The sequence below is a fragment of the Actinoplanes xinjiangensis genome, assembly GCF_003148685.1.
Classification (GTDB): Bacteria; Actinomycetota; Actinomycetes; order Mycobacteriales; family Micromonosporaceae; genus Actinoplanes; species Actinoplanes xinjiangensis.
In genome coordinates, this window is record NZ_QGGR01000003.1 from 447093 (window position 1) to 473069 (window position 25977).

Annotated in this window: 21 protein-coding genes and 1 tRNA gene; 10 read left to right on the forward strand and 12 right to left on the reverse strand. The window is 70.3% G+C overall.

The genetic code is table 11. The annotated features are described in order from the left end of the window. Nucleotides 1-8: 8 nt before the first annotated feature. Both BC793_RS08900 and BC793_RS08905 read right to left on the reverse strand, forming a co-directional pair. Nucleotides 9-1265: an MFS transporter gene (locus BC793_RS08900; protein ID WP_109591128.1), complete on the reverse strand. Its 1257-nt coding sequence runs from the start codon at nucleotides 1263-1265 to the stop codon at nucleotides 9-11. 62 nt (nucleotides 1266-1327) lie between these two features. Next, nucleotides 1328-4600, reverse strand: a complete 3273-nt coding sequence (locus tag BC793_RS08905) for an efflux RND transporter permease subunit (protein WP_109591130.1) — start codon at nucleotides 4598-4600, stop codon at nucleotides 1328-1330. 258 nt (nucleotides 4601-4858) lie between these two features. On the opposite strand from BC793_RS08905, the gene BC793_RS08910 reads away from it, so the two are divergent. Beyond that, entirely contained in the window at nucleotides 4859-5329 is a 471-nt protein-coding gene (locus BC793_RS08910) for a MarR family transcriptional regulator (protein WP_109591132.1), read from the forward strand. 8 nt (nucleotides 5330-5337) lie between these two features. Here BC793_RS08910 and thrC read toward each other — a convergent pair whose 3' ends face one another. From thrC to argS, 4 genes are all read right to left on the reverse strand, one after another. Next, nucleotides 5338-6387 carry a threonine synthase gene (thrC, locus tag BC793_RS08915; RefSeq protein ID WP_109591134.1) on the reverse strand — a complete coding sequence of 350 codons (1050 nt, stop codon included), beginning with the start codon at nucleotides 6385-6387 and terminating at the stop codon, nucleotides 5338-5340. Nucleotides 6388-6542: 155 nt separating this feature from the next. Next, nucleotides 6543-7841, reverse strand: a complete 1299-nt coding sequence (locus BC793_RS08920) for a homoserine dehydrogenase (protein WP_109591136.1) — start codon at nucleotides 7839-7841, stop codon at nucleotides 6543-6545. Beyond that, the gene (lysA, locus tag BC793_RS08925; RefSeq protein ID WP_109591138.1) at nucleotides 7838-9223 is read right to left on the reverse strand and encodes a diaminopimelate decarboxylase; all 1386 of its coding nucleotides are present in this window, start codon (nucleotides 9221-9223) and stop codon (nucleotides 7838-7840) included. Before lysA ends, BC793_RS08920 begins: the two co-directional genes overlap by 4 nt. A gap of 3 nt (nucleotides 9224-9226) precedes the next feature. Beyond that, nucleotides 9227-10888 carry an arginine--tRNA ligase gene (gene argS / locus BC793_RS08930; protein WP_109591140.1) on the reverse strand — a complete coding sequence of 554 codons (1662 nt, stop codon included), beginning with the start codon at nucleotides 10886-10888 and terminating at the stop codon, nucleotides 9227-9229. A gap of 86 nt (nucleotides 10889-10974) precedes the next feature. Between argS and BC793_RS08935 the strand changes: the two genes are divergently transcribed. The 3 genes from BC793_RS08935 (at nucleotide 10975) to BC793_RS08945 (ending at nucleotide 12588) form a co-directional block, all read left to right on the forward strand. Then, on the forward strand, nucleotides 10975-11766 hold the full coding sequence (locus tag BC793_RS08935) for a thioredoxin-like domain-containing protein (protein WP_109591142.1): 792 nt from the start codon (nucleotides 10975-10977) through the stop codon (nucleotides 11764-11766). Nucleotides 11767-11769: 3 nt separating this feature from the next. After that, complete coding sequence (locus BC793_RS08940) at nucleotides 11770-12411, forward strand: DUF305 domain-containing protein (protein WP_109591144.1); 642 nt, start codon at nucleotides 11770-11772, stop codon at nucleotides 12409-12411. A 105-nt stretch (nucleotides 12412-12516) separates the two neighbouring features. Then, nucleotides 12517-12588 (forward strand) — tRNA-Arg (locus BC793_RS08945). A 1512-nt stretch (nucleotides 12589-14100) separates the two neighbouring features. Here BC793_RS08945 and BC793_RS08950 read toward each other — a convergent pair. Then, nucleotides 14101-16005 (reverse strand): capsular polysaccharide synthesis protein, encoded by a 1905-nt coding sequence (locus BC793_RS08950; RefSeq protein WP_109591146.1) that lies wholly within the window; start codon nucleotides 16003-16005, stop codon nucleotides 14101-14103. A 77-nt stretch (nucleotides 16006-16082) separates the two neighbouring features. After that, nucleotides 16083-17639: a serine/threonine-protein kinase gene (locus BC793_RS08955; RefSeq protein ID WP_109591148.1), complete on the reverse strand. Its 1557-nt coding sequence runs from the start codon at nucleotides 17637-17639 to the stop codon at nucleotides 16083-16085. Between the two features lie 217 nt (nucleotides 17640-17856). Here BC793_RS08955 and BC793_RS08960 point away from each other — a divergent pair, with 217 nt between their 5' ends. From BC793_RS08960 to BC793_RS08970, 3 genes are read left to right on the forward strand one after another with little or no spacing between them, the layout of a single operon-like run. Beyond that, nucleotides 17857-18315 (forward strand): hypothetical protein, encoded by a 459-nt coding sequence (locus BC793_RS08960; protein ID WP_109591150.1) that lies wholly within the window; start codon nucleotides 17857-17859, stop codon nucleotides 18313-18315. 40 nt (nucleotides 18316-18355) lie between these two features. Next, nucleotides 18356-18946, forward strand: a complete 591-nt coding sequence (locus BC793_RS08965; RefSeq protein ID WP_109591152.1) for a TetR/AcrR family transcriptional regulator — start codon at nucleotides 18356-18358, stop codon at nucleotides 18944-18946. Next, entirely contained in the window at nucleotides 18943-20496 is a 1554-nt protein-coding gene (locus tag BC793_RS08970) for an MDR family MFS transporter (RefSeq protein ID WP_109591154.1), read from the forward strand. The genes BC793_RS08965 and BC793_RS08970 overlap by 4 nt, the downstream gene beginning before the upstream one ends. A 59-nt stretch (nucleotides 20497-20555) precedes the next feature. Here BC793_RS08970 and BC793_RS08975 read toward each other — a convergent pair whose 3' ends face one another. After that, complete coding sequence (locus BC793_RS08975; RefSeq protein ID WP_109591156.1) at nucleotides 20556-20912, reverse strand: STAS domain-containing protein; 357 nt, start codon at nucleotides 20910-20912, stop codon at nucleotides 20556-20558. 297 nt (nucleotides 20913-21209) lie between these two features. Here BC793_RS08975 and BC793_RS08980 point away from each other — a divergent pair, with 297 nt between their 5' ends. After that, nucleotides 21210-22187: an AraC family transcriptional regulator gene (locus BC793_RS08980; RefSeq protein ID WP_109591158.1), complete on the forward strand. Its 978-nt coding sequence runs from the start codon at nucleotides 21210-21212 to the stop codon at nucleotides 22185-22187. Between the two features lie 7 nt (nucleotides 22188-22194). Here the strand turns inward: BC793_RS08980 and BC793_RS08985 are convergent, their stop codons facing one another. Both BC793_RS08985 and BC793_RS08990 read right to left on the reverse strand, forming a co-directional pair. After that, nucleotides 22195-22524: a hypothetical protein gene (locus BC793_RS08985; RefSeq protein ID WP_109591160.1), complete on the reverse strand. Its 330-nt coding sequence runs from the start codon at nucleotides 22522-22524 to the stop codon at nucleotides 22195-22197. Nucleotides 22525-22776: 252 nt separating this feature from the next. Continuing rightward, on the reverse strand, nucleotides 22777-23673 hold the full coding sequence (locus tag BC793_RS08990; protein ID WP_109591162.1) for a Gfo/Idh/MocA family protein: 897 nt from the start codon (nucleotides 23671-23673) through the stop codon (nucleotides 22777-22779). Nucleotides 23674-23750: 77 nt separating this feature from the next. Here BC793_RS08990 and BC793_RS08995 point away from each other — a divergent pair, with 77 nt between their 5' ends. Both BC793_RS08995 and BC793_RS09000 read left to right on the forward strand, forming a co-directional pair. Continuing rightward, the gene (locus BC793_RS08995; RefSeq protein ID WP_109591164.1) at nucleotides 23751-24116 is read left to right on the forward strand and encodes a hypothetical protein; all 366 of its coding nucleotides are present in this window, start codon (nucleotides 23751-23753) and stop codon (nucleotides 24114-24116) included. Next, on the forward strand, nucleotides 24109-24543 hold the full coding sequence (locus BC793_RS09000; protein WP_109591166.1) for a hypothetical protein: 435 nt from the start codon (nucleotides 24109-24111) through the stop codon (nucleotides 24541-24543). The genes BC793_RS08995 and BC793_RS09000 overlap by 8 nt, the downstream gene beginning before the upstream one ends. Here the strand turns inward: BC793_RS09000 and BC793_RS09005 are convergent. After that, a complete protein-coding gene (locus BC793_RS09005) occupies nucleotides 24536-25966 on the reverse strand; it encodes a glutathionylspermidine synthase family protein (protein WP_239169722.1) in 1431 nt (476 codons plus the stop codon). The two genes, BC793_RS09000 and BC793_RS09005, sit on opposite strands and share 8 nt — an antisense overlap. Between the last annotated feature and the right edge of the window lie 11 nt (nucleotides 25967-25977).

The following is a 25977-nucleotide window of genomic DNA, read 5'->3' on the forward strand; positions in this document are numbered from 1 at the left end:
GGGCGTGATCATTTCGGCGGAAGCTCCCCGGTACCGGTAATCCCGAATGTCGGCTCGGTCGAGGGCTGGAGCCGACGGGTCGCGATCCGCCACCCGATCGCGTAGGTCAGCGTGATCGACGCACAGCCCGCGATGATCCACCGCGAGTCGACACGGTCGATGGCCGCGCCCGCGATCAGCTGGCTCACCGCGATCGCGAGCGTCGCCAGCATCATGTCGGTCGCGAAGACCCGGCCCCGCAGAGCGTCCGGCACCTCGCCCTGCAACGCGAAGTTGGACAGCACCCAGTTGCTGCCGCCGGCGAAGTGCGCGACGAAGACCAGGGCCGCCACCAGGGGAAACCACGGCGCGAACGCGACACCCAGATAACCGATGCCGTACAGGCCCATGGACAGGGCCAGGCCGGGCAGCAGCCAGGCCGGCCGGTTCAGCACCGGGCGCATCACCAGCGGGCCGACCAGCGCGCCCGCGCCGCGCAGTGCGAACAGCAGCCCGGCCCCCAGCGCACCGACCCCGTGTGCCGCCGCGATCAGCGGGAACACGGTCAGCACCCCGTTGCCGAGCCCGACCGCGGACTTCACCGTCACCAGGGCACGCAGCCGCGGGCGGCCACCGATGTAGCGCAGCGACTCCAGCAGCGCGGGCAGGGCCCGGGCCGGCTCGCCGCCGCCGCTGCGCGGCGCCTGCATCGGCCGCTTGATCAGGGTCGTCAGCAGGCTTCCGGTGAGCAGGCAGACGGCGGTCACGGCAAAGCAGACGTACGGGCTGAAGACGCTGCTCACCACGCCACCGAGAGACGCGCCCACCACCGTCATGGTGCCCCAGGCGGATCCGGCGATCGTGTTCGCCGCCGCCAGGTCCTCCGGGTCCACCAGGTTCGGCAGCGCGGCCGACGCGGCCGGGGAGTAGAACGCCTTGGACACCGCGATCGCGCCGACCGCCACCAGCGCCAGCGGGGCGGTGGCCTCCGACCGGACCGCGAACAGCAGCAGCACCGACAGGAAGGCCGCGGCATTCGAGACGATCAGGATCTTGCGACGGTCCACCCGGTCGGCGACCGTACCCGTCCACGGGAGCAGCAACGCCAGGATGCCGGTGTCCGCGGCCAGCACCATCGCGCCCATCGTGCCGCCGCCGGTCAGCTCCGGGAGCAGCACGAGCAGCGGCACCATGACGAACCAGTCGGCGCCGAAGACCACCAGCTCGGCCGCGAACAGGCGGCGGAAGTCACGGTTGCGGGTAAGGACCGAGAAGGCTGCTGGCACGTACCGACCATATAGGCGATGCCCGGCCCCACCGGGGACCGGGCATCACCTTCGTCAACCGCCTACTCGGCCGGGCCGGCCGGCTTGCGCGGCATCTTCAGCACCTCGAACTGGTCGGTGAAGCCCCGCAGCGCCGACTTGCCGGTCTCGGGCCGTGCCTCGTGGGCGCCGCCGCTGGAATCCGGCGCCGCCGCCCCGGCCGACACCAGGTCGTCGGACGGTTCGTCGGCGGCGTGCTTCGGCGTACCGGATCCGTCGCCCTCGCCCTTGCGCAGCCGCTTGGCCCGGCGCTTGGCCCGGCTCTTCTCCTTGCGGTTCTCCACCAGGGTGTAGAGCGTCGGTACCAGCACCAGCGTCAGCAGCGTCGAGCTGACCAGACCGCCGATCACCACGATGGCCAGCGGCTGCGAGATGAAGCCACCCTCGCCGGTGAGGCCCAGCGCCATCGGGATGAGCGCGAAGATGGTCGCGATCGCGGTCATCAGGATCGGGCGGAGCCGGTGCCGGCCACCCTCGATCACCGCCTCCTGCACCCCGTAGCCCTGGGCCCGGTAGTGGTTGATCAGGTCCATCAGCACGATCGCGTTGGTCACCACGATGCCGACCAGCATCAGCACACCGATCAGAGCCGGTACGCCGAGCGGGGTGCCGGTGATCAGCAGCAGGCCGATCGCGCCGGTCGCCGCGAACGGGATCGACACCAGCAGGATCACCGGCTGGAGCAGGCTGTGGAAGGTGGCGACCATGATGATGAAGACGATCGCGATGGCGGCCAGTACGGCCAGGCCGAGCTGCCCGAACGCCTCCGCCTGGTCGGCACCGACACCGCCGATGGTGATCTCCGCTCCGGGCGGCGTCTCCAGCCCGTCGATGGCTGTGGCCAGGTCGGCGTTCACCTTGCGGAGGTCGGAGCCGACGACCACACCGGTGACGGTGGAGGTGCGGTTGCCGTCGGCCCGGCTGATCGTCGGCGGACCGCCGACCTCCTTGACGTCGGCGACCTGGTCCAGCGGGACGGGCCCGCGCGGGGTGGTCAGCGGCAGTGCCCGCAGTGCGGCCGGGTCGGCCGGAGCCGAACCGAAGGAGATCACCACGTCCTCACCGGCACCGTCGACGCTGATCTGACCGGCCGGGACGCTGCGGAACATGCCCGCCACGGTCTGACCGATCTGCGCCTCGGTGAGCCCGGCGGCAGCGGCGGCCTTGCGGTCCACCTCCACCTCGAGCCGAGGAACGCTGGCCACCAGGCTGGTGTCCACGTCGGTGACGCCGGAGATCCCGGCCATCGCGGTCCGCACCTGCTCGGTAGTGGTGGCGAGCACCTCGTTGTCGGCGGCGGAGACCTGCACGGAGAGCTGGCTGCTGCCCAGCCCGGAGCTCTCCTCACCGATCTTGATCTCGCCGGCGTCGGTCAGCCGCGCGAACTCGTCGCGCAGGCCGTCGGAGACCTGCTCGGCGTCGGCGTCCTCGTCCAGGGCCACGCTGTAGCTGGCGGTGCCGGACCCACCGCCCCCGGCGAACGGGTTGGCCGAGTTGCCGCCGACGGTGACCTGGTAGGTGGTGATGTCGGCGCGAGCCGCGAGGATGCCCTCGACCTTCTTCGCCGCCGCGTCGGTGGCGGCCAGACTGGTACCCGGCGGCAGCTCCTGACTGATGTTCAGGCTGTCCTGCCCCGACTCGTCGAGGAAGTTCGTCTCCAGCCGGGTGGAGAGCGCGAACGTCCCGATCAGCACCATGATGCCGATCAGCACCGTGGTCCAGCGCCGGGTGGTGGCGAACCGGATCACCGGCAGGTAGCCGCGCTGGAGCGGGCTGCGCAGCTCCTTCTCCTCGGCGGCCCGGCGGATCGCCTCGTTGTCGGCGCCCGCGGGCGGCGGCTTGAGGAACCAGAACGCCAGCACCGGCACGATGGTGAGCGACACGAACAGCGAGGCCAGCAGCGCCACCGTCACGGTGATCGCGAAGGACGAGAAGATCTGCCCGACCAGACCACCGACCAGGGCGATCGGCGCGAAGACGGCGACCGTGGTGAGCGTCGAGGCGACCACCGCGCCGGCCACCTCACGGACCGCGCCGAGGATGGCGTGCACCTTCTCCTCGCCGTACTCGAGGTGGCGCTTGATGTTCTCCAGCACCACGATCGAGTCGTCCACCACCCGGCCGACCGCGATCGTCAGCGCGCCGAGGGTGAGCAGGTTGAGGGTGTAGTCGCCGATCCACAGGGCGATCAGCGCCACCAGCACGGAGAGCGGGATGGAGACCGCGGTGACCAGGGTCGAGCGGACGCTGAGCAGGAAGACCAGGATGACCACGACCGCCATCACGAGACCGAGCAGGCCCTCGGTGGTCAGGCTCTCGATGGACCTCTCCACGTACGGCGCCTGGTCGGTGATCACGGTCAGCGTGGCGCCGGAGTCCTTCTGGAGCTCGGCGAGCAGGTCCCGGACCTCGTGCGAGATCGAGACCGGGTTGCCGTCGGGCCGGGCCGTGACCGCGATGCCGAGGCTGTCCACCCCGTCGGTCCGCGTATAGGACTCGGCGGCCGGCAGCTTGCTCTCGACCGCGGCGACGTCACCGAGCCGGACCGGGCCGCGCGAACCGTTGAGGTAGACGTCCTTGAGCTGGTCCACCGAGGTGATCGGGGTGCCGACCTGCACGGTCAGCGACTTGTCGGCCTGGGTGACCGCGCCGGCCGGGATGGAGACCCCGTTGGCCTGGAGCACGGTGGTCAGCGACGTCGGGTTGACGCCGGCCGCGCCCATCTTCGCCAGGTCCGGAGTGATCACGACCTGCTTGGCCCGGGCCCCGGTGACCTGGGTGTCGCGGACGCCCTCGATCGCGTTGAGCTCCGGCACGACGGTCTCGTTGAGCTTGCGGAGCAGATCGGCCTCGTCGGAACCACCGGACGCGGCGAGCACGATCGCCGGGATGTCGTCGGTGCCGCCGGCGAAGACCGCGGGGTCGACATTGTCCGGCAGCTGCGACTGGATCCGGTTGATCGAGGTGGTGACCTGGTTGACGGCGGACTCGATGTCCGTGCCGAACTCGAACATCACGACGACGCTGGCCGCGTTCTCGCGGGAGGTCGACGTCACGGTGTCGATGCCGTCGATGCCCTTGACCGCGTCCTCGATCGGCTTGGTCACCTGCTCCTCGACCGTTTCCGGCGAGGCTCCGGGCAACACCGCGCTGACGAACGCGGCGGGCAGCTCGATCGAGGGAAAGAGCTGCTGCTTGAGGGACGGGATCGCATAGAGCCCGAAGCCGCTGATCACCACGGCGATCAGAGCGACGAGACCTCGGTTGGCAAGGCTGAGCCGTGTCAGAGCTGACATGGGCGCTCCCCCGAGATTGATTCGGTCGATACTGATAGTTTGCATGACGCGAACAAATGGTTTTTCACCAGGGGGCCTCCGAGGTCTGTTCGCGACGGTGGAGGCGGCGCGCCCACCAGGTGTGCGAAACGCGGGCTGAGGTAGGTCGCGAACGAACTCCGCTGGTACCGTCCGTCATCAGGTGGAGACGAACACGCCACCGGCACGTCACAAAAGGAGCAGGCGCTGGGCGAGAAAGAGAAGCTCATCGCGGACATCATGGGCTCGTCGATCCAACTCGAGCACCTGTTCGCCGATGACCGGTCCGACCCGCTCTTCTCGTCACACCTGACGATGTCGCAGCTGAAGATCATGTTGCTGCTGTCCCGGCACGGCACGCTCGCCGGCGGTGAACTGGCCCGGATGCTCGGTGTCGGCGCCGCGGCTCTCAGTGGCATGGTCGACCGCCTCGTCGTGCAGGACCTGGTCACGCGCGCGGAGGACATGAACGACCGGCGGGTTCGCCGGATCGGACTCACGAAGGCGGGCACCGAGGTCATCGATGGCATCATCACGGCAGGGGTGGCGAAGCAGCGTGAACTCCTCAGCCGGCTCTCAGCGGAGGAACTGACGATCGTGGCCCGGGCCATGGAGTTGCTGGTCCGCGAAGCGGGATCCCAGGCAGCCGAAGAGGCCGCAGCCAGTCTGTCAGACCACGCTGCGGCCGATCCGGAAACCGGGGAAAACTAGAGGGGCGCTCAGGCCAGGTCGAGGGCCTTCGCGGCGAGCAACGCATCGTTAGCGATCACGGTCGGCGACGGAGCGGTCGAGATCGCCCACTCCGGGTCCTTCAGACCGTGCCCGGTCACCGTGCAGACCACCCGCGCGCCGGCCGGGATCCGCCCCGCCGCCGCCTGCTGCAACAGACCCGCCACGCTGGCCGCGCTGCCCAGCTCGACGAAGACGCCGACCTCGCGGGCCAGCAGCCGGTACGCGGTCAGGATGTCCCGGTCGGTGACGGCCGAGATCAGGCCCTCCGACGCGTCCCGCGCGTCCAGCGCCTTGGTCCAGCTCGCCGGGTTGCCGATCCGGATCGCGGTGGCGATCGTCGACGGCTGCTCGACCACCGCGCCGTTCACGATCGGGGCCGCGCCGGAGGCCTGGAAGCCGTACATCTTCGGCAGCTTCGAACTGTTCCCCGCCTCGAAGTCCTCCTGGTAGCCCATCCAGTAGGCGGAGATGTTGCCGGCGTTGCCGACCGGCAGGCAGTGGATGTCCGGCGCGTCGCCGAGCGCCTCGACGATCTCGAACGACGCGGTCTTCTGCCCGTGCAGGCGGAAGATGTTCACCGAGTTGACCAGCGACACCGGGTAGTCCTGGGACAGCTTCGAGGCGAGCGCCAGACAGTCGTCGAAGTTGCCGTCGACCTGAAGCAGGCGGGCCCCGTGCACCAGCGCCTGGGCCAGCTTGCCGAGCGCGATCTTGCCCTGCGGCACGAGCACCGCGCAGGTGATCCCGGCACGGGCGGCGTACGCCGCGGCGGAGGCACTGGTGTTGCCGGTGGACGCGCAGATGATCGCCTTGGCACCGTCCTCGACCGCCTTGGAGACGGCCATCGTCATGCCCCGGTCCTTGAAGGAGCCGGTCGGGTTGGCGCCCTCCACCTTGAGGAAGACGTCAGCACCGACCCGCTGGGACAGCACCGGCGCCGGCACCAGCGGGGTGTTCCCCTCGTGCAACGAGACCACCGGTGTGGCTTCGGACACCGGCAGCCGGTCCCGGTACGCCTCGATCAAGCCCCGCCACATGGCAGTACTCCTCACTCAAGCTGGGAAGTTCCGGCCCAGCGTGCCGGACTCACCCGATCCATGGGACCGGATGACCATTATTCAGGACGGTGACAGACGGCCTCGACGTTGTGGCCGTCCGGATCGCGCACGAAGACCGAAGGAGTGGCCGAGCACTAGCCCGCACCCCCCTCGACGCGCAGCACACTCGCGATCGACCGGACGATGTCCAACCGCGACAGGGCCTCCACCGTGGCGGCCAGCGCCGCGTCCGGAGCGCTGTGGGTGACGATGACCAATTTCGCGTCGTCCTCCCGGCCGGACTGGCGGACCGTCGCGATCGACACCTCGTGGTGGGCGAAGACACCGGCCACGGTGGCCAGGACACCCGGCTTCTCGGCCACGTCGAGGCTGATGTGGTAGCGGGTCAGCGACTCACCGATCGGGCGGACCGTCAGCTCGGCGTAGTTGCTCTCGCTCGGCGCGCGCGCCCCGGTCAGCCGGTTGCGGGCGGCGGCCACGATGTCGCCGAGCACCGCACTCGCGGTCGGACGGCCACCGGCGCCCCGGCCGTAGAACATCAGCGGGCCCGCCGCCTCGGTCTCGACGAACACCGCGTTGAAGGCGTCACCGACACTGGCCAGCGGGTGGGTGAGCGGGATCATCGCCGGGTGCACACGGACACTGACGGCGTCCGTGGTGCGCTGCGCGATGCACAGCAGCTTGATCGTGCAGCCCATCTCCTTGGCGCTGGCCATGTCACCGGCGGTCACCCCGGTCATGCCCTCACGGAACACGTCGGCGGCGGTCACCCGGGTGTGGAAGGCCAGCGAGGCGAGGATGGCGGCCTTCGCGGCGGCGTCGAAGCCCTCCACGTCGGCGGTGGGGTCGGCCTCCGCGTACCCCAGCTCGGTGGCCTCCTCGAGGGCCTCGTTGAAGCCCGCGCCGGTCGACGCCATCGAGGAGAGGATGAAGTTGGTCGTGCCGTTCACGATGCCGGTGACCGCGGTCACGCGGTCACCGTGCAGCGATTCGCGCAGCGGCCGCAGCAGCGGGATCGCGCCGGCCACCGACGCCTCGTAGTAGAGATCGGCGCCGCCGTCCGCGGCGGCGTCGTGCAGCGCGCCGCCGTCCTCGGCGAGCAGCGCCTTGTTGGCGGTGACCACGCTCTTACCGGCCCGCAGCGCCTCGGTCAGCCAGGTCCGGGCCGGCTCGATGCCGCCGACGACCTCGATCACCACGTCCACGTCGTCACGCTTGACCAGACCCAGCGCGTCCGTCGTGAACAGCGACGGGTCGACCGGCAGATCGCCGCGCTCCCGGCCCGGGCGCCGCACCGCGATGCCGGCGATCTCCAGAGGGGCGCCGATCCGGGCGGTCAGGTCGTCACGCTGCTCGTGCAGGAGACGGACCACTTCGGAACCGACGATGCCGCAGCCCAGCAGGGCGAGGCGGACGGATTTGGCGGGGCTCATCCAACATCCAATGCAAGCAGGTCGTCCTCGGTCTCCCGCCGCACGATGACACGGGCGGCGCCGTCGCGAACCGCCACCACGGGTGGCCGAGGAACGTGGTTGTAGTTGCTGGCCATGCTCCGGCAATACGCACCGGTCCCGGGGACCGCGATAAGATCTCCGGGCTGCACGTCGCTGGGCAGGAATTCATCCTTCACGACAATGTCCCCGGACTCACAATGTTTTCCCACAACGCGGGCGAGCAACGGCTCGGCGTCACTGCGCCGGTTGGCCATCGTCGCCGAGTAGGAGGCGTCGTAGAGGGCGGTGCGGATGTTGTCGCTCATCCCGCCGTCCACGCTCACGTAGGTGCGGATGCCGTCGACGTCCTTGACCGTCCCCACCTCGTAGAGGGTGAAGACCGCCGGGCCGACGATGGCCCGTCCCGGCTCGATCGACAGGTGCGGCTTGCGCAGCGAGGCCAGCTCGCACTCCGACTCGACGATCTTGTTGATCCGCTTGGCCAGATCGCCGGGCGTCGACGGGTCGTCCTGCGTGGTGTACGCGATACCGAAACCGCCGCCCAGGTCCAGCTCCGGCAGCTCCACGCCGCGCGCGTCCCGGATCTGCGCCTGGAGCTCCAGGATCCGCCGGGCGGCCACCTCGAACCCGCTGGTGTCGAAGATCTGCGAACCGATGTGCGAGTGCAGGCCGCGCAGGTCCAGCACACCCTCGTCGAGGATCTGCGCCGCCGCCGCGAACGCCGCCCCGCCCGCCAGCGAGAACCCGAACTTCTGGTCCTCATGGGCGGTCGCGATGAACTCGTGGGTGTGAGCCTCGACACCGACGGTGACGCGGAGCAGCACACCGGGCCGCTTGTTCAGCTCGGTGGCCAGCTCGCTCAGCCGGGCGATCTCGTGGAACGAGTCGACGATGATCCGGCCGACCCCGGCCTCCAGCGCCCGGCGCAGCTCGGACACCGACTTGTTGTTGCCGTGGAAGCCGATCCGCTCGGGCGGGAACCCGGCCGCCAGCGCCACCGCCAGCTCACCGCCGGAACAGACGTCGAGGAAGAGCCCCTCCTCGTCGATCACCCGGACCACGGCCTTGCAGATGAACGACTTGCCGGCGTAGTAGACGTCCGCCTCGGCGAAGGCCGCCGCGAAATCGCGGCAGCGGGCCCGCAGGTCCTCCTCGTCGAGCAGGTAGGCCGGCGTGCCGTAGTCGGCGGCCAGATCGGCGACGCTGACGCCGCCGATCTCCAGACCCCCGGCGTCCGTCCTGGTCACGGTCCGCGGCCACAGTTGCGGCACCAGGGCGTTCACATCTTCGGGGGTACGCAGCCAGGCCGGCCCGCGATTACCGAGGTCACCGTGCAGGGCCCCGGCCTCGTGTGCGCGCATGCCTTACATCCTCTCCGGCGCGGAGACCCCGAGGAGGTCCAAACCGTTGGCCAGCACCGTACGAGTGGCCTCGGCCAGCCACAGCCGCGACTGGGCGAACTCGGAGACCGGCTCGTCACCCTTCGGCAGGACCTGGCAGGCGTCGTAGAAGCGGTGGTAGTCGGTGGCCACCCGCTCCTCCAGGTAGACCGCGATCCGGTGCGGCTCACGCAGCTCGGCGGCGGTCGCCACCACACCCGGGAACTCGCCGAGCGTCTTCAGCAGGTTGCGCTCCCGCTCGTGGGAGAGCCGCGAGGGGTCGTACACCTCGGCGCGGTTGATCTTCTTCTCCTCGGCGTTGCGCAGCAGCGAGCAGATCCGGGCATGCGCGTACTGCACGTAGAAGACCGGGTTGTCGCTGGAGTTCTTGGTGATCTCCTCGATGTCCAGCGTGAGCGTGGAGTCGGTGGAGGACCGGGCCAGCGAGTAGCGGGCCGCGTCCGGGCCGACCGCGTCGAGCATCTCGTCCAGCGTGATGATGTTGCCGGCCCGCTTGGACAGGCGCACCGGCTGCCCGCCCCGGACCAGGTTGACCAGCTGGCCGATCAGGATCTCGATGTTCTTCTGCGGGTCGTCGCCGGCACACGCCGCGATCGCCTTCAGCCGGCCGATGTAGCCGTGGTGGTCGGCGCCTAGCAGGTAGATGCAGCGGTCGAAGCCGCGCTCCCGCTTGTTGATGTAATACGCCGCGTCGGCCGCGAAGTAGGTCTTCTCCCCGTTCGACCGGATCAGCACCCGGTCCTTGTCGTCGGTGAAGTCGGTGGTCCGCAACCAGATCGCGCCGCCGTCCTCGAAGATGTGCCCCTGCTTGCGCAGCTCCTCGATGGCGTGCTCGACCGCGCCGCCGCCGTGCAGCGTCTGCTCCGAGAACCAGACGTCGAAGTGCACGCCGAAGCGCTCCAGGCTCTCCCGGATCTCCTTCAGCATCAGCTCGTAACCGCGGGCCAGGAAGATCGGCAGCGCCTGCTCGGCGGGCTGCCCCACCAGACCGGGGTCGGCGTCGGTGATCTCCTTGGCGATCTCGGTGATGTAGTCGCCGACGTAGCCGTCCTCCGGGGCCGGCTCGCCGTTGGCCGCCGCGAACAGCGACCGGGCGAACCGGTCCACCTGCGCACCCGCGTCGTTGATGTAGTACTCACTCGTCACCTCGGCGCCCGCGGCGGTCAGCACCCGGCGCAGCGAGTCGCCGACCGCGGCCCAGCGGGTGTGCCCCAGGTGGATCGGGCCGGTCGGGTTCGCCGAGACGAACTCCAGGTTCACCTTTTCGCCGGACAGGGCACTGTTGTGGCCATACGCTGAGCCGGCCTCGACCACCAGGCGGGCGATCGCGCCGAGCGACGCGTCGTCCAGCCGGATGTTCAGGAAGCCCGGCCCGGCGATCTCCACCGCCTCGACACCGGCCCGGCGGCGCAGCTCCTCGGCGAGTGCCGTGGCCAGCTCACGCGGGACGACGCCGGCCTTCTTGCCCACCTGAAGGGCGAGGTTGGAGGCGTAGTCGCCGTGCTCGGGGTTGCGCGGCCGCTCCACCGTCGTCGCGGCGGGCAGCAGCGCGACATCGAGTCCGCGCGTCTCGAATACGGCACGAGCGGCTGAGAGAACGGTGTCAGCAAGGTTGGCGGGAGTCACTCAGCCATGCTATCGGGGGTAGACTTCGGCGTTCGGCGGCCACCCGAGCCCCGCCCCTTCCCGTTTTGACGAATCGACGAGGCACGATGAGCATGAGCACTCCGGGGCCCGAACGGGTCCCGTCCACCGTCAAGGTCGGCAAGACCACCGGTCAGGGCAAGCCCCCCACCGGCGGCTCCGGCGCCAACCGGCCCGGTGGCTCACGCCCCACCGGCAAGGGCGGCAAGGGCAAGGGCCGCAAGCCGGTCACCCCGGTGAAAGTCGCCGGGGCCCGCAACTGGGGCCCGATCGCCGTCGCCGGTCTCGTCGTGGTCATCGCGGTCGGGATCATCGGCTGGGGAGTCTTCGCCTCCGTCAAGAGCGACAAGCAGAAAGCCGTGCCGTGGGAGGAGCGGGCCGCCGCCATCTCCGGGCTGGTCAACTTCCGCGAGACCAACCCCGACCTGGTCAAGGGCAGCCAGCACAAGAGCGGCGTCCTGAAGTACGAGCAGACCCCACCGGTGGCCGGTGAGCACAACCCGGCCTGGGAGAACTGCAACGGTGTCGTCTACACCGAGCCGGTCCCCAACGAGCACGCCGTGCACAGTCTCGAGCACGGCGCGGTGTGGATCACCTACCGTCCGGACCTGCCCGCCGACCAGGTCGCCACCCTCGCCGCCAAGGTCGAGGGCAAGGAGAAGACCATGCTCAGCCCGTTCCCCGGACTCAGCAACGCCGTCTCCCTCCAGGCCTGGGGCTACCAGCTCAAGGTCGACTCGGTGGACGACCCGCGGATCGACGAGTTCATCAAGTCGCTGCGCGTCAACGCCTCGATCGAGGGACCGACCGCGCTCTGCGACCGCGGCGTCTCCGTCACCGGCAGCACCCCGCAAGGCTGATCCGTGCCCGACCCCGTCACTGCGGACGACCCCACTCCGGCACCGCCCCGGTTCAGTTACTGGATTCCGGTGGCACTGGTGGTGGGGCTCGTCCTCGGCGTCGCCATCGGTCTGCTGGTGCCACGCGGCGACAGCCTGCCCGCCGACGACTCCGCCGAGGCCGGCTTCGCCCGGGACATGACGACCCACCACACCCAGGCGGTCGAGATGGGGCTCATCGCGTACGCGCAGGCCTCCGACCCCGAAGTGCGGACCATGGGCGTCGACATCGCCCTCAACCAGCAGGGCCAGATCGGCATGATGCAGGCCTGGCTCCGCGAGTGGAACCTCCAGCCGACCGGCTCCCAGCCCGCCATGGCCTGGATGCCCGACGGCGCGGAGAGCGTGGTCAACGGCCTGATGCCGGGCATGGCCACCCCCGACGAGATGAAGCGGCTCCGCGAGTCGACAGGCATCGAGGGCGACCGCCTCTTCCTCCAGATGATGATCAAGCACCACCTGGGCGGCGTCCACATGGCCCAGGAGGTCGTCGCAGTGAGCAAGGACAAGGAGGTCGTCGAGGCCGCGCAGCTGACCATCAACAGCCAGCAGCGCGAGATGACCGACATGAAGTCCCTCCAGGAGAAGCTCGGCGCCACCTCCTGACCAGGCAGTATCGACGGGCCGCCGGGAATTCCCGGCGGCCCGTCCGTTTTCGGCGATACCGGTTGGCCGGGCCGTCGGGGGTCCTGCTAGGCTCATCATCACTGAGCCCCCGTAGCTCAGGGGATAGAGCGTCGCCCTCCGGAGGCGAAAGCGCAGGTTCGAATCCTGCCGGGGGCACAAGTCTCCAGGCGATCCATGTCCGCGGAAAGCGCGGACGGGGTCGCTTGTTTCGTTTTTGCTGGGGCCCGAGGCCCCAGACCCCGCGTTCCGGTCACTCGCCGTCTGCGGCCGCTCGGCGTTCACCCAAGACCCTGCGTTTCGCTTCGCTCACCGCGGTGGCGAGCAGCGGGAATGCCGACAGCCGAACTCACCGCCTCGGTCGTTCGCCGTGCACTAGGCCCAGCGATCCCCTTCACTCACCGTCTCGGGTCATTCGGCGTGTATCCGGCCCCGCCTTCCGCTCCACTCACCGCCTCGGTCGGTCGGCGTGCACCCACACCCGACTTCCGCTCCACTCACCGCCTCGGTCGGTCGGCGTGCACCCACACCCGACTTCCGCTCCACTCACCGCCTCGGTCGGTCGGCGTGCACCCACACCCGACTTCCGCTCCACTCACCGCCTCGGTCGGTCGGCGTGCACCCACACCCGACTTCCGCTTCACTCACCGCCTCGGTCGGTCGGCGTGCACCCACACCCGACTTCCGCTTCGCTCACCGCCACGGGTCGTTCGGCGTGCGCCCGGCCCCACGTTTCGCTCCACTCACCGCCCGTGGTCGCACCGCCTGCGGTCGCACGGCGTACGCCCAGACCGCGCGTTCCGCTTCAGTCACCGCCGGCTTCGCCGCACCCGCGCTTTCCCGCGCCTTCCCGCCATTCCCACCGTCCGCGCCGCTTCCGCCGCTCCTGCCGCCCCTACCGTTTCTGGCCGTGATGATCGAAGCGCCGCGGGTCGCCAACAGCAGGATGGGTGACGTTGGTCAACGCACACGATCGCCGAATGTGGGCTTTCGCTTCGTCCTGGCACGGGTGGCCGCACACAATCCACCTACTGTGTGCGGCCACCCGGGTCATAGCGAAGACAGGAGCTCTCATATGCGTTGCGTGCGCTCCCGTCGTCGGTGGCGGACCACTGACCCCGGGCGACGCGGCTCCCGTCGTCGCTCGCAGACCGCTGGCCCCGGGCGACGCGGCCACAGTCGTCGGTCGAAGACCATTGGTGCGGGCGGTGTAGCCGGTACCGGAGCGGAACCGACCGCTCGGGCGGATACCGCCATACGTGCAGCTCACCGCCATCGCCGCGCCGGCCCTTACACGCACAGACGAAACCCGTGTCCCGGAAGTTCTCCGGGAGTCGGTGTCGAGGTCTGCGGCTTGTGCCTCGATCTTGGGGAGTTCTGCGATAACGGTGTGCCAGAACACAACACGATCGCAAGAGAACGTCGTCGGCAGGGTCGGTGCCCGTCGGCCGCAGCTCAGCCACCGAATCCCGCGTCGCCACCGATGCCGCCGGGACACCGAATCCCGCGTCGCCACCGATGCCGCCGATGCCGCCGGGCCACCGGATCCCCGTGTCCGAAGCCGTGCTGGGGTGCAGCCGGGCGCCTCTGCCGTACCTCTCAGGGTGGTGGGACCGCGGCTGAAGGGTGCCTGCGTGACGGCTCGCGGTTTCTGGATACGCGCGGCCGCCCTCAGTGGTCTCCGCGGATGATGCGGGCCAGGTAGGACTCGCTGCCGCCGGCGGCGGCGGGGAGCTGGTGGCGGAGTTTGTGGACGAAGGCGCCTTCCGTGATCGTCTGGAACATCTCCGGGTCGTACGGGCGGAGCAGTACCGACTGCAGCGCGTGCGGGGGTGTCGCGTTGAGCCGGAGGCCGGCGTCCCATTCGGTGCGGAAACGGTCGTCCAGGCGGTGCAGCATCTCGAAGATGTGGTGGTGCAGGAGGAAGTCGACGATCTCGCCGCGTTTCTCCCACCACAGGAAGGACGCGGCTCGCCACAGGTGCATGACGTAGCTGCCCGGGCGGCTCGCCAGGAACCAGTTGACCAGGTACGGGCCGGTGTAGGTGAAGGCGAACACGCTGCCCTGGGCGAGGGCCCGGTCGATGTGCGGCCGCAGTGGCTCGGTGACGAGGCAGGCGGCGTCGACCCAGATTCCGCCGAACTTCTCCAGCAGCAGCATCCGCAGCAGGTCGGAGAAGTGGTAGTGGTCGCCCTCCAGCGCGGCTGCCAGGTCTTCCGGCACGTCCACGTAGGCGCCGATGTTCGCCAGGGACAGCTCGTGCACCCGGGAACCGGGGTTGTTGGCGTGCAGCGCGGCCAGACAGGCCTTCACCACCGGCGGCGCCACGTCGAAGCCCTGCGCCCAGTAGACGAAGATCGGCTGGTCGAACGTGCTGTGCGCCGGGCGGGCCAGGCGCTGTTCGGCCTGGATGCGGATCTGGCCCAGGTGTTCGGCCAGGAAGATGCCCAGTTCACGGCGGGCGCCGAAGGACGTGACGTCGGAGTCGAGGAGGGCCGCTCCGTCGAACGGCAGCTTCGTGTCGTGGGCCAGGGCCGCGGCCGAGGCCCGGTGGCTGTCGTCGCGGCGCTTGAGTTTGTCGTAGGCCAGTGCCAGCGCGTAGCCACGCTCGAACGCCTCCGGCCGCTTCGCCACGGCGCCGCGCAGCAGCTGCTCGGCGGCCGCCCAGCGTTGCTCGGTGAGCGCGATCCGGCCCAGCTCCCAGGCTGCCTCGCCGTCCGGGTCGCCGGCCTTGACCACCTGCCGCAGCCCGTTGACGGCCGCCTGGGTGTCACCCTCGGCGAGGGCGAGCCGGGCGACGGCCAGCGGATCGCCGGCCATCAGCTCCCGCAGCGCAGCGGCTTCCTCGGGCGTCTCCGGTATGACGAGGGGCCCGTTGAGGGCAGCCCCAGAAACACCGGGAGCGTCGTCTGCGGTAGACGCGGTTATGGCGGCCGGGTCACGGCGCAGGGTACGGCGGGACGGTGACGCGTTCGGCTCGCCGGTCCACTCGTGGACGTGGACGGCGTCGTCCGGGGTGGCGCCGTCGAAGTGCCGGATCAGCGCCTCGGAGGCGGTGACCGCGTAGTCGTACCAGATCGCGTCGCCCTGTCCGGCGCCGAACCGGACCCGGACGTCCCGGGCACCGTCGGGAACGGTGAAGGTGACGCCGATCCGATGATGACCGTGTTCGTTGCGGGCCGGCATCGACCGGGTCGACACCGGCTCGTCGAGTGACCACTCGGCGGCCAGGCGTGGCGGTGGGCCGTCCAGCGGTTCGGCCAGGTAGACCGACACGCTGGCGCGGTAGGTGCCGGCGGGCAGGGTGGTCAGGGCCGGCGTCACGGCGGCACCGCCACCGCCGGGGACGGTCACCTTGAGGCCGGTCACGCCGGGCCGGCCGGGCACCTCGACCCGCTCGGCGGCCACCTGCTCGGGCACGTCGACGCCGTCCGGAGCGACCCGGAAACCGGGATCGGGTGCCAGGTTGAGCACCGATGGTGGGGCGGCGGCCGGCGTGGGGCCGGACTGCGGCGGGGTACGGCGGAGCACCGCTCGGATCCGGGTGAACCATTCGTCGGGTGCGGTCGCCGTCATCGATGTTCCTTTCGCAGCGTGCCGCCGCAGTTTAGTAGGACATCCGACGCGGTCCGGCAGTGAGCGGACGAACGGTTCTACAACGGCAGCACCACCGCGGAGGGCCGCGCGCCGACGCAGGTCACGGTCATCCGGTAGCGCATCAGGTCGCCGGCGAACACCACGGCCGCGGCCAGGTCCGGGCCGGGGTCGGCCCGTTCCACCTCGAATCCGGGCCGTGGCTCCCAGGCCAGCAGTTCCGCGCCGGCGGTCACGCACTTGGCCAGCACCGACCCGCCCGGTGAGTCCAGACGGGTGCCCTGCACCGGCGGCGCCGAGGGGGACGGCGAACGGGAGGTGGTGACGCTCGGTTGCGGCCCGGCCTGCGAGGGCGCCGGCGGCTGCGGCGTGCGTGACGGGCCGCTTGCCACGGCTGCGGCGCTTGCGCTGGTCACCGGGGCACGTTCGGGGCGGCTGGTCACCTCGGTGGGCGGGGTGGCGGTCGGCCCGGCGGGAGCTTTGCGGGTGACCGTGGGTGAGGACCACGGTGGGGCTGCGGCTCCGGGTGATCCGGCCGGGTCGCCGTCTCCGGCGGCGAGCGCGAACGGCAGGACGAGGGCCAGGGTCGCCACGACGGCTGCGGCGGGCAGCCGCGCATGCTTCCAACGATGGGGTACGCCCACCCGCCCCGTGCCGTTGCGGGCAGCCGTTCCGCGCGGCCCTGGTGTGAGCGTCGTCGGCGCCCGGACGACGGGGCGGGTCTGTTCGCCGGTGCCGTCCGACGCCTCATGTGCGAAATCGGGCGCGTCCGGTCGTACCGTATCGGTGGGGGAAAGGATCGCGGCCTCGGCCGCGTCGCCCAGCATGCCCGCCACCTCCGCCGCGTCCGGTCGTGCCGCCGGGTCCTTGGCCAGGCACCGGGTGACCATGTCGATGATCTCGGCGGGCACCCCGGTCTGACCGGCCAGCGGGATCGGCTCCTGGTAGACGTGCGCCTTGAGCATCTGCGTGGTGGTCTCGACGCTCCACGGCGCGATCCCGGCGAGGAGCCGGTAGAGCATCACCCCGAGCGCGTAGACGTCGGAGGCGGGTTCGATGGCGCCGCCGGTGAGGCGTTCCGGCGCGAGGTAGGCGGGGGTGCCGAGCAGGACGTCCTCGGGTGTGGCGGGCCCGGCGACGGCGGCGATGCCGAAGTCGACGACCTTGGCTCCGGCCGGGGTGACCATGATGTTGGCGAGTTTGATGTCGCGATGCACGAGTCCGTCGGCGTGCGCGACGGCGAGGGCGGTGGCCACCTCGCCGCAGATCCGGAAGACGGTGCGCGGCGGAATGGGGCCGCGGGCGATGCGTTCCTGCAACGTCGGGCCGTTGATCAGTTCCATCACCACATAGGGGACCGGATGCCCGTCCTCGGCGGACTCGCCGAAATCGTAGATCTGCGCGATGTTCGGGTGCGAGAGGGTCGCCGCGGCCCGCGCCTCGTGCAGGATCCGGGCGCGGAACCGGTCGTCGCCGGCATAGCGTCCGGCCAGCACCTTGACCGCGACCTGGCGGTCCAGCACCTCGTCCAGCGCACGCCAGACGACCGCCATGCCACCGCGGCCGAGTTCGTTCTCCAGCCGGTACCGGCCGCCGAGTTTCCGATCCGACTCCACCCGACGCAGTGTGCCCAAATGCTCGCCGATTCGCACATCCGAACACCGCTCGAATGCCATTCATGTTTCACATTCACCTTTGTTCCGATAATCATTTCACGACTTACCGTCCACTATTCGGTGAATGGGCGGGGTTGGGCGGTGTGGTCCACCGGAGCGGTCATTCCGGTCCTTCCCGCCCGATCCCCGCCGGCCGTACGCCCGTAGGGTCTCCCGCATGACGGACGACTGGCGGCATCTGCCCGCACCCGCCCGCCCGATCGCGGCCGCGGCCACCGCCGGTGTCGCCGCGGTCCGGGCCGCCGATCACGCCGCGCTCGACGAGGCGACGGCGGATCTGGCCGCTCTCGATCCGGCGCGCACCGGCCTGGTCCTGGGTACGGCGGTCCGCCTGCTGCTGGAGGACGGCCATCCGGACGGGCTGACCGCCGACGACGTGCGTGCCGTGCTGGCGAGTGGTGTCCGGTCGTGGCCGGACGCCGATCCGCAGGTGATGCTCTGGCTGCTGGCCGCGGCGCTGGGCGTGCTCGACGAGGACGCCGCGTCACCGCCGAAACCGGATGCCCTGGCCCGGCACGCTGTGGTGCTGCTCACCGACCTGCTGGCCGGCCGGGAGGTGGCGCCCTGGTGGACGGCGGCGCTGGCCGAGATCGAGCGGGCCCAGCTCAACGATTAAAACTTTGCAGAGACTGCAAGTTTGGAACTAACCTCTCCGCGTGCACGCGGATGACTCCCCCCTGCCCGGACGCCGGGAACTCAAGCGACGGCAGACCCGGCTCGCGCTGATCACAGCCGCGCTGCGCCTCGCTGACGAGCGCGGCGCCGACCGGGTGACCGTCGACGAGATCAGCGCGGCCGCCGAGGTGTCGCCGCGCACGTTCTTCAACTACTTCGCCACGAAGGAGGACGCCCTCGTCGGCGACCCCCTGGAGGACTGCGGCACCCCCGTGATCCCGGACCTGCCGCTGCTGGACGCCCTGCTGCACGCGCTGACACCGGCTTTCGAGCAGATCCAGCAGGACCGGGACCTCTGGCTGCTCCGGATGCGCGTGATCGCCGCCAACCCGCAGCTGCTGCCACTGCTCATCGCCGCGGCCGCCTCGGCCGAGCAGCGCCTCTCCGCAGCGATCGCCGCGCGCTCCGGCCTCGCCCCGGACCACCCCCGCCCGCCGGTCGTCGCCGCCGTGGCCAACGCCGCCGTCCGGGTCGCGCTGATCCGCTGGGCCGGCTCCGGCGGCTCCCGCCCGCTGATCGAACACGTCCGTGAAGCCTTCGCCATCCTCCACGATCTGAAAGAAAGCCGATGACAGCAGTAGAACCCGAACCCGCCGAGACCGCCGAGCGCATGTCGCACAAGGAGGTGGTGCAGGCGCTCTCCGGTCTGATGCTCGGCATGTTCGTGAGCATCCTGGCCTCCACCGTGGTCGCCAACGCACTGCCGCGGATCATCGCCGACCTGAACGGCAGCCAGTCCGTCTACACGTGGATCGTCACCACCGAGCTGCTGGCCATGACCGCCACCGTCCCGCTCTGGGGCAAGATGGCCGACCTCTACAGCAAGAAGCTGCTGATCCAGCTCTCCCTCGGTCTGTTCGTGGTCGGCTCACTGGTCGCCGGGTTCGCCCCGAACGTCGAGGTGCTCCTGGTCAGCCGGATCATCCAGGGCGTCGGCGCGGGCGGCATGACCGCGCTCGCGCTGATCGTGATGGCCGCGATGATCCCGCCGCGGGAACTGGGCCGCTACTCCGGCATGTTCGGCGCGGTCTTCGGCGTCGCGACCATCGCCGGGCCACTGATCGGCGGCGTCCTCGTGGACACGTCGTGGCTCGGCTGGCGCTGGTGCTTCCTGATCGGTGTGCCGTTCAGCCTGATCGCGATCGCACTGCTCCAGAGGACCCTGCACCTGCCGGTGACCCGCCGCGAGGTGAGCATCGACTGGCTGGGCGCACTGCTGATCACCGCGGGCGTCAGCACCCTGCTCGTCTGGTCCACCCTGGCCGGGCAGCACTTCGCGTGGGCGTCCTGGCAGACCACGGCGATGGTCTCGGCCGGCGTGGTGGTCCTGGCGCTCGCCGTGTGGGCCGAGTCTAAGGCCACCGAGCCGATCATCCCGCTCGGTATCTTCCGGCACCGCACCGTCACCCTCGCCATCGTCGCCAGCGTGCTGGTCGGGGTGGCGATGTTCGGCGGGACCGTCTTCCTCTCCCAGTACTTCCAGATCTCGCTCGGCAAGTCGCCGACCGTGGCCGGCCTGATGGGTCTGCCGATGGTCTTCGGCCTGCTGATCTCGTCGACCGTGGCCGGCGCGCTGATCACCCGGTTCGGGAAGTGGAAGGGCTTCCTGGTCGCCGGGTCGATCGTGATGACCGTCGGCATGCTGCTGCTCAGCACCATCGGCGCGGACACCGGCGTACCGGTGATCTCGGTCTACATGGCGATTCTCGGCATCGGTGTCGGCCTGCTCATGCAGAACCTGGTCCTGGCCGCGCAGAACGACGTGCCCGCGACCGAACTCGGCGCCACCACCTCGGCACTGACGTTCTTCCGCAGCATGGGCGGCTCGATCGGGGTCAGCGCGCTCGGCGCCGTCCTGACCAACCGGGTCACCACACTGTTCACCGAGAAGTTCGGCGCCGCCGCCGGTGGCGGCGAGGCGAAGGTCCCCGACCTGGAGACGTTGCCGCCCGAGGTCCTCACGGTGATCAAGGAGATCTACGGTACGGCCACCGCCGACCTGTTCCTGGTCGGGGCGCCGATCGCGTTCCTCGCGGTGATCGCGGTGCTCTTCATCCGGGAGAAGCCGCTCTCCACCCTCTCCGGTGACGAGCGGCTGAAGCAGGAGTCGGCCCTGCACTGACGTTCACCACGGGCCGGTCGATGTCGGTCGGCCGGCCCTGCCCGAACGGGTGAGACCGGTCAGGACGGGCGCAGGCCCACCGAGGTCCGCGGTGTCGGCGGCTCGGCGCACCCGAGGAGGCCGACCAGCCCGGACACCCAGAGCTGCCGGTAGACCGTGGCACTGGGATGGCTGACCACCAGCTTCACACCGCTCGCGGCGGCCGTGTGGAAGCAGGCGACCAGAATGCCGATCCCGATGCTGTCGATCAGCATGACGCGTTGCAGGTCCAGACAGATCCGGCTCGGCGTCATGCCGGTCAGGACGTCGTTGACCGCGTCCCTCATGACGTGAGCGTTGTCCAGATCGATCTCGCCGCTCGGGGCGATCTCGACGGTGCCGTCGGCCAGCTGGCGGGTCGTGATCGGCAGATACACAGCTGCCCTCTTCCTGGCGTCAGAGCCTTCTGAGCCGACGCCGAATCCTGCCGGGGACACGGTGGCGCCGACCGAAGAAGTGGGGTCGTGCGCTGAGCGGCGTTCGCTGGGGACGCCGACCGGGAACCCGCGTTCCTACAACAATCCGCTGGTCTGCAAGTTACGCCACGTAGGCGCGGAACGCCAGAGTAGTTCATATGGCCGGAATGTGCTGGAACGGTCACTGCGTGGCGGCCACGTTGACTGTCCACCCGCCTGACCGAATACTCACCCCTATGCCTTGCAGCGCCAGACGGCATGGTTGACGCCCTGCCGCGCGCCACGCCGGCGCCGGACGTCGTCTACTGCGACAGCGTCGACGGCGATCGGGCCCGACAGGTCCTGAATCGTTTTTACGCCCCGATGGCCGCCGGCGGGGACCTGCGACTCGGCGTCGAGGTGATCCGGCTCGGACCTCTCACCGTGGGCCACCTCACCTTCGCCACCGGCGCGACCCTGGACTTCCGGTCACCGGCCGCCTACCACGTCACGCTGCCTCTCAGCGGGCTCGTGCGCGCCCGCCGGGACGGGCACGAGGTCACCGCCACCCCGGCCACCGCGCTCGTCTTCCGGCCCGGTGACCGGGTCCAGCTGCGCCAGGAGCCGAACACCGCGGAACTGGACGTACGGATCGAGAGCTGGGCGCTGGAGGCGGAGTTGGTCGCGCTCCTCGGCCACCCGCTCGACGGCCCGATCGACCTGCCGCCCCACTTCGACCTCACCGAGGGCCCGGCGCTCAGCTGGAGCCGGCTCATCCGGTTGCTGCGTGACGAGTTCGACCACGAGAACAGCCTGATCTTCGAGCCGCTGATCGCCGAACAGCTGTGCAGCAGCGTGCTCAGCGGGCTGCTGCTGAGCGTGCCGCACCGGTATGCCGCCGAACTGGTGGCACCGGCGGCCACCGGACCGCCCCGGCCGATCCGCCGGGTTCTGGAGGCGATCAGCGGCGAGCCGGAACACGCGTTCACGGTCGGCGAACTCGCGGCGATCGCCGGGATGAGCGTCCGCTCGCTCCAGTCCGGGTTCCGCCGGCACATCGGCAGCGCGCCCATGACGTATCTCCAGCAGATCCGGCTCACCCGGGCGCACGAGACGCTCCGTACCGGTGACCCGGCCGCGATCACCGTCGCCGACGTGGCGAACCGCTGGGGGTTCGCCCACCTCGGGCGGTTCGCGTCCGCCTACCGGAAACGCTTCGGAGAGTCACCGTCGGAGACACTGCGGACGTCCACCTGAACGGGTGTCACTCCCCCGGGTCACCGCAGCGCCGCGGTTGGGGCACCCCGTCGGACTGACGCCGCACGCCCGGTACGCCGAACAGATGCCCCCGCGGGGGAACCCAGTCGCGCCAGGCCGCCAGCCGCGGCGGCACCGCGACCATCTCGCCGTCCCCCGGGGCGCATTGGCGGCGTAGGTACGCCACGACGCGCTCCGCCGCGGCCCCGCCGTTCTCGGCCAGGCTGCGCAGCACCCTGGGGTCGGCGCCGTCGCCCTCACGCAGCAGGGCGGCCAGGCCGGACAGTGCCTGCGCCACCTCGGAGGCGTCGCGCTCGGCATCCCACAGGCCGGTCATGCCCGCGCTCCCCCGCGCCGGGCCGGATCGTCCATACCTCTGGCTGTGCGGTCGGTCATGCAGTGCATCCCCTCACCCCGACACGTACGCCGGCAGCGTCGCGGGCCCGCGATCGCCACCGCCGGGCGATTCGGCCCCCGGTGCACGTGACAAGGCGAAAATGTATTCGGCTCGCTACTATGCGTCCATCCGTAACGCGCAGGTTCTGTCCACTTAGCGCTCAGATCGGCCAGGACCAGATCAATACGACCGTCACCCCGAGTGAACGGCGACGGTGGCGCGTTCGGCCAGGGAACGCTCGGCGGCGGCCAGGATCGCGGTCACCTCGGCGCCGAAACGGACATCGCAGGCCGGGGACGGGCCACCGGCGGCCGCCGCGAGCAACTGGTCGACGGCACGGCCGAGAGCGTCGGCCGGCTCCCACCGCCCGCGCGGGACCTCCCGGAGCCCGGCGTCGCCGGCGAAGACGGCCTCCTCCCGGGCCGCGGCGGGCGGCGCGTCCACCGCCAGCGTGAACCGGCTGATCGCGCCTCCGGCGTGCTGGAGGAGCACAAACGTCAGATCACGCGGGCCGGCCACCGCGGTCACCTCGGTGACCGGGCCGAGCACCGGCAGCACCACGGCCAGCGCGTGCGGGCCGACGTCCCAGAGACCACCGCGCTCCCGGCGCCACGGCGACGCCCCGAACGGGTTGTCCGGCACGAAGATCGAGCCGAGGTGGTCGATCCGCGCCTCGGCCCACCCGCCGGTCGCCACCGCCTCGGTCAGGAAGCCGTCCAGCTCCGGCGTGAACCGGCGGGTGAAGAACACCACCGAGGCCACGTCACCCGCCGCGGCGGCGAGGGCTTCGGCATCCTCGGTACGCAACGCGACCGGCTTGTCCAGCAGGAGGTGCCGGCCGGCCCGTGCCGCCCGCAGGGCGATCGGTGCCTGCACGTCCGGCGGGAGCGCGATCGCGACCGCGTCGACGTCGGCGATCAGCGCGTCGGCGTCGGAGTACGCCGTGACGCCGTACCGGCCGGCCAGATCGGCCGTCTTCTGCGGATCCCGCCCCCAGACGCCGGCGAACTCCACGCCGGGGTGTGCGGCCAGCCCCGGCGCGTGCGCCAGTCGAGCCCATGGTCCCGTACCGAAAAGTCCGAAGCGCACCGGTTGACCCCGCCCTCGTGTTCTTGATCCCCGGGCCGGAAGTTACCAGGCCGGAAGGGCCTCAGTAACCTGGCCGGGTGAACGGTGCCCTGTCGACGGCGACCATTGTCGCCGCTCTCGTCCTGGCGGTCTGGTATCTGGTGCGGACGGCCCTCGACCGGGCGCCGGATCCCATCGACCTGATCGCCGCCGTCGTGCTCGGTGTGCTGACCGCGGTCCTCGTCGTGGTCGCCGTCGCCGGCCTCTTCGACGGTGCGCGGCCGGCCGACACCGGCACCTTCGCCGGCTACCTGGTCACGACGGCCGGGCTGGTCCCGACCGCGGTGATCCTGGCCAAGATGGAGCCGACGCGCTGGGGCAACCTGATCCTCGGCGTCGGCTGTCTAGTCCTGCCCGTTCTCGTGCTGCGCCTGCAGCAGATCGCGTCGGTGACCGTTGCCTGAGAAGACCCCCTCGGAGACCACCGTCCGTCCGGCCGACGCCGCCCTCGGCTCGGGGATCGGCCGGGTCCTGCTCCTCGTCTACGGCGTCTTCGCGCTGTCCGCGAGCGCCCGGGCCCTGGTGCAGATCACCACCCACTTCTCCGAGGCGCCGCTCGCCTACCTGCTCTCCGCCTTCGCCGGCCTGATCTACATCACCGCCACCGTGGGCCTGGCCCGCGGTGGCCCCACCGGCCGCCGGACGGCCCTGATCAGCTGCACCATCGAGCTGATCGGCGTCCTGGTGATCGGCACCCTGAGCGTGGTGGACAGCGGCGACTTCCCGGACGCCACCGTCTGGTCGAACTTCGGCAGCGGCTACGGCTACGTCCCCCTGGTCCTGCCCTTCGTCGGCCTCTGGTGGATCTGGCGGCACAAGCCGGCTAGCTGATCACGTGCGGCACGAAGTTGCACGTGTTCGTGGTGACCAGGCCGGCGGTGCCGACGCCCTCGCGGATGCCCATGCCGGCCGGTTCCCCGTCGATCAGCCACGCGCCGATCACCGGGTGGACCGGCCCTTCCAGCCCGTCGAAGGTCGGCAGTTCGCACAGTTCCTGGACGACATACCGGCCGTCCGAGCCGTATTCCGAGGGCACGCCGGTGATCGGGGTCCCGTCGCGGACCAGGGTCACCGATCCGCCTTCGCGACCCCACACGGGTTTCTTCGCGTACGAGGTCAGCCGGGCCGCCCCCGACGACTCCGCGAAGTAGGCGGGCAGCAGGTACTTCCCGCGTTCCGGGTCGTCGCCGAAGAGTTTCCACAGCACCGGGAGCAGCGCCTTGTTGCCGAGCAGCGCGGCCTTGTAGGGCGGCTCCATCCACACGGTCCCGCGTTTCTGCGGATCGGCCATGTTGCGGAAGAAGGCCTTGCCGCCCTCCTCGTGCCAGAACCACTCCCACGGGTAGAGCATGAAGATGACGTCGATCGGCTCGGCACGGTGTTCCTGGCCGGGCGCCGGGACGAACAGGACACGGTCCCCGGCGACGTCCCATCCGATCTGGCTCATGGCGATCAGCTCGACCGGGTACCCGGCCTCCTCCGCGGTCGCCATCAGGTACGCGACGTTCATCCGGTCCTCACCCGAGGTCTCGGACGTCTCGTACGCGAAGTAGATCTTGGGTTTCGCCGGAAGCCAGGGACGCGCCTCGCGGAGTTTGCCGATGTTGCGCCGCCACGCGCCGGGGTCGCCCGGCTCGCCGGGTGCGTCCTCCCAGCCGACGAGCCGCTCGTGGATCGAGTTCCACTGGCGCCACTCGTGCTGTGCGACGCCGGTCTGATCCATCCAGTGCCACTGGATGACGGCGGCCTCGACCAGTGAGGTGGGGGTCTGCGCGTTGAACTCGAGCAGCCGGGGCACGGTGCCGGCCCCGTTGTACCAGAGATCGAAGCGACCATAAACGGTCGGCGACCAGTCCGGCGTCTGCATCGGCAGCCGGCCGTCCGGGTCCTTGTCCTGGTGGGTCCACGTCTCGGCGTCACCGTCGAGCCAGGTCCGGATGATCTGCTCGTGGGTGTACTCGGGGATGCCGATCCGGGTCAGGAAACATGTGTCGGCGGTGCAGATCGAGGCGAAGTAGCCCTGTCGGCGACCTTCGACGGTACGCCGTGGGCACTGCTGGATCATCCAGTCGCCGGCCTCCAGGCACATGGCGTAGAGGGTCGAACTCGCGCTCTCCAGCTCCTCGATCTCGGCCGCGGTGAAGTCGTAGTACGGCCCCTCCTGCCAGTACGAGTACGGCGTCCCGTCCGGCAGGACGTCGTCGTTGTAGGTCAGGCCGAGGCTGTAGTTGGTGAGCCGCCATCCGTCGCGCACCGGCCCGTGCG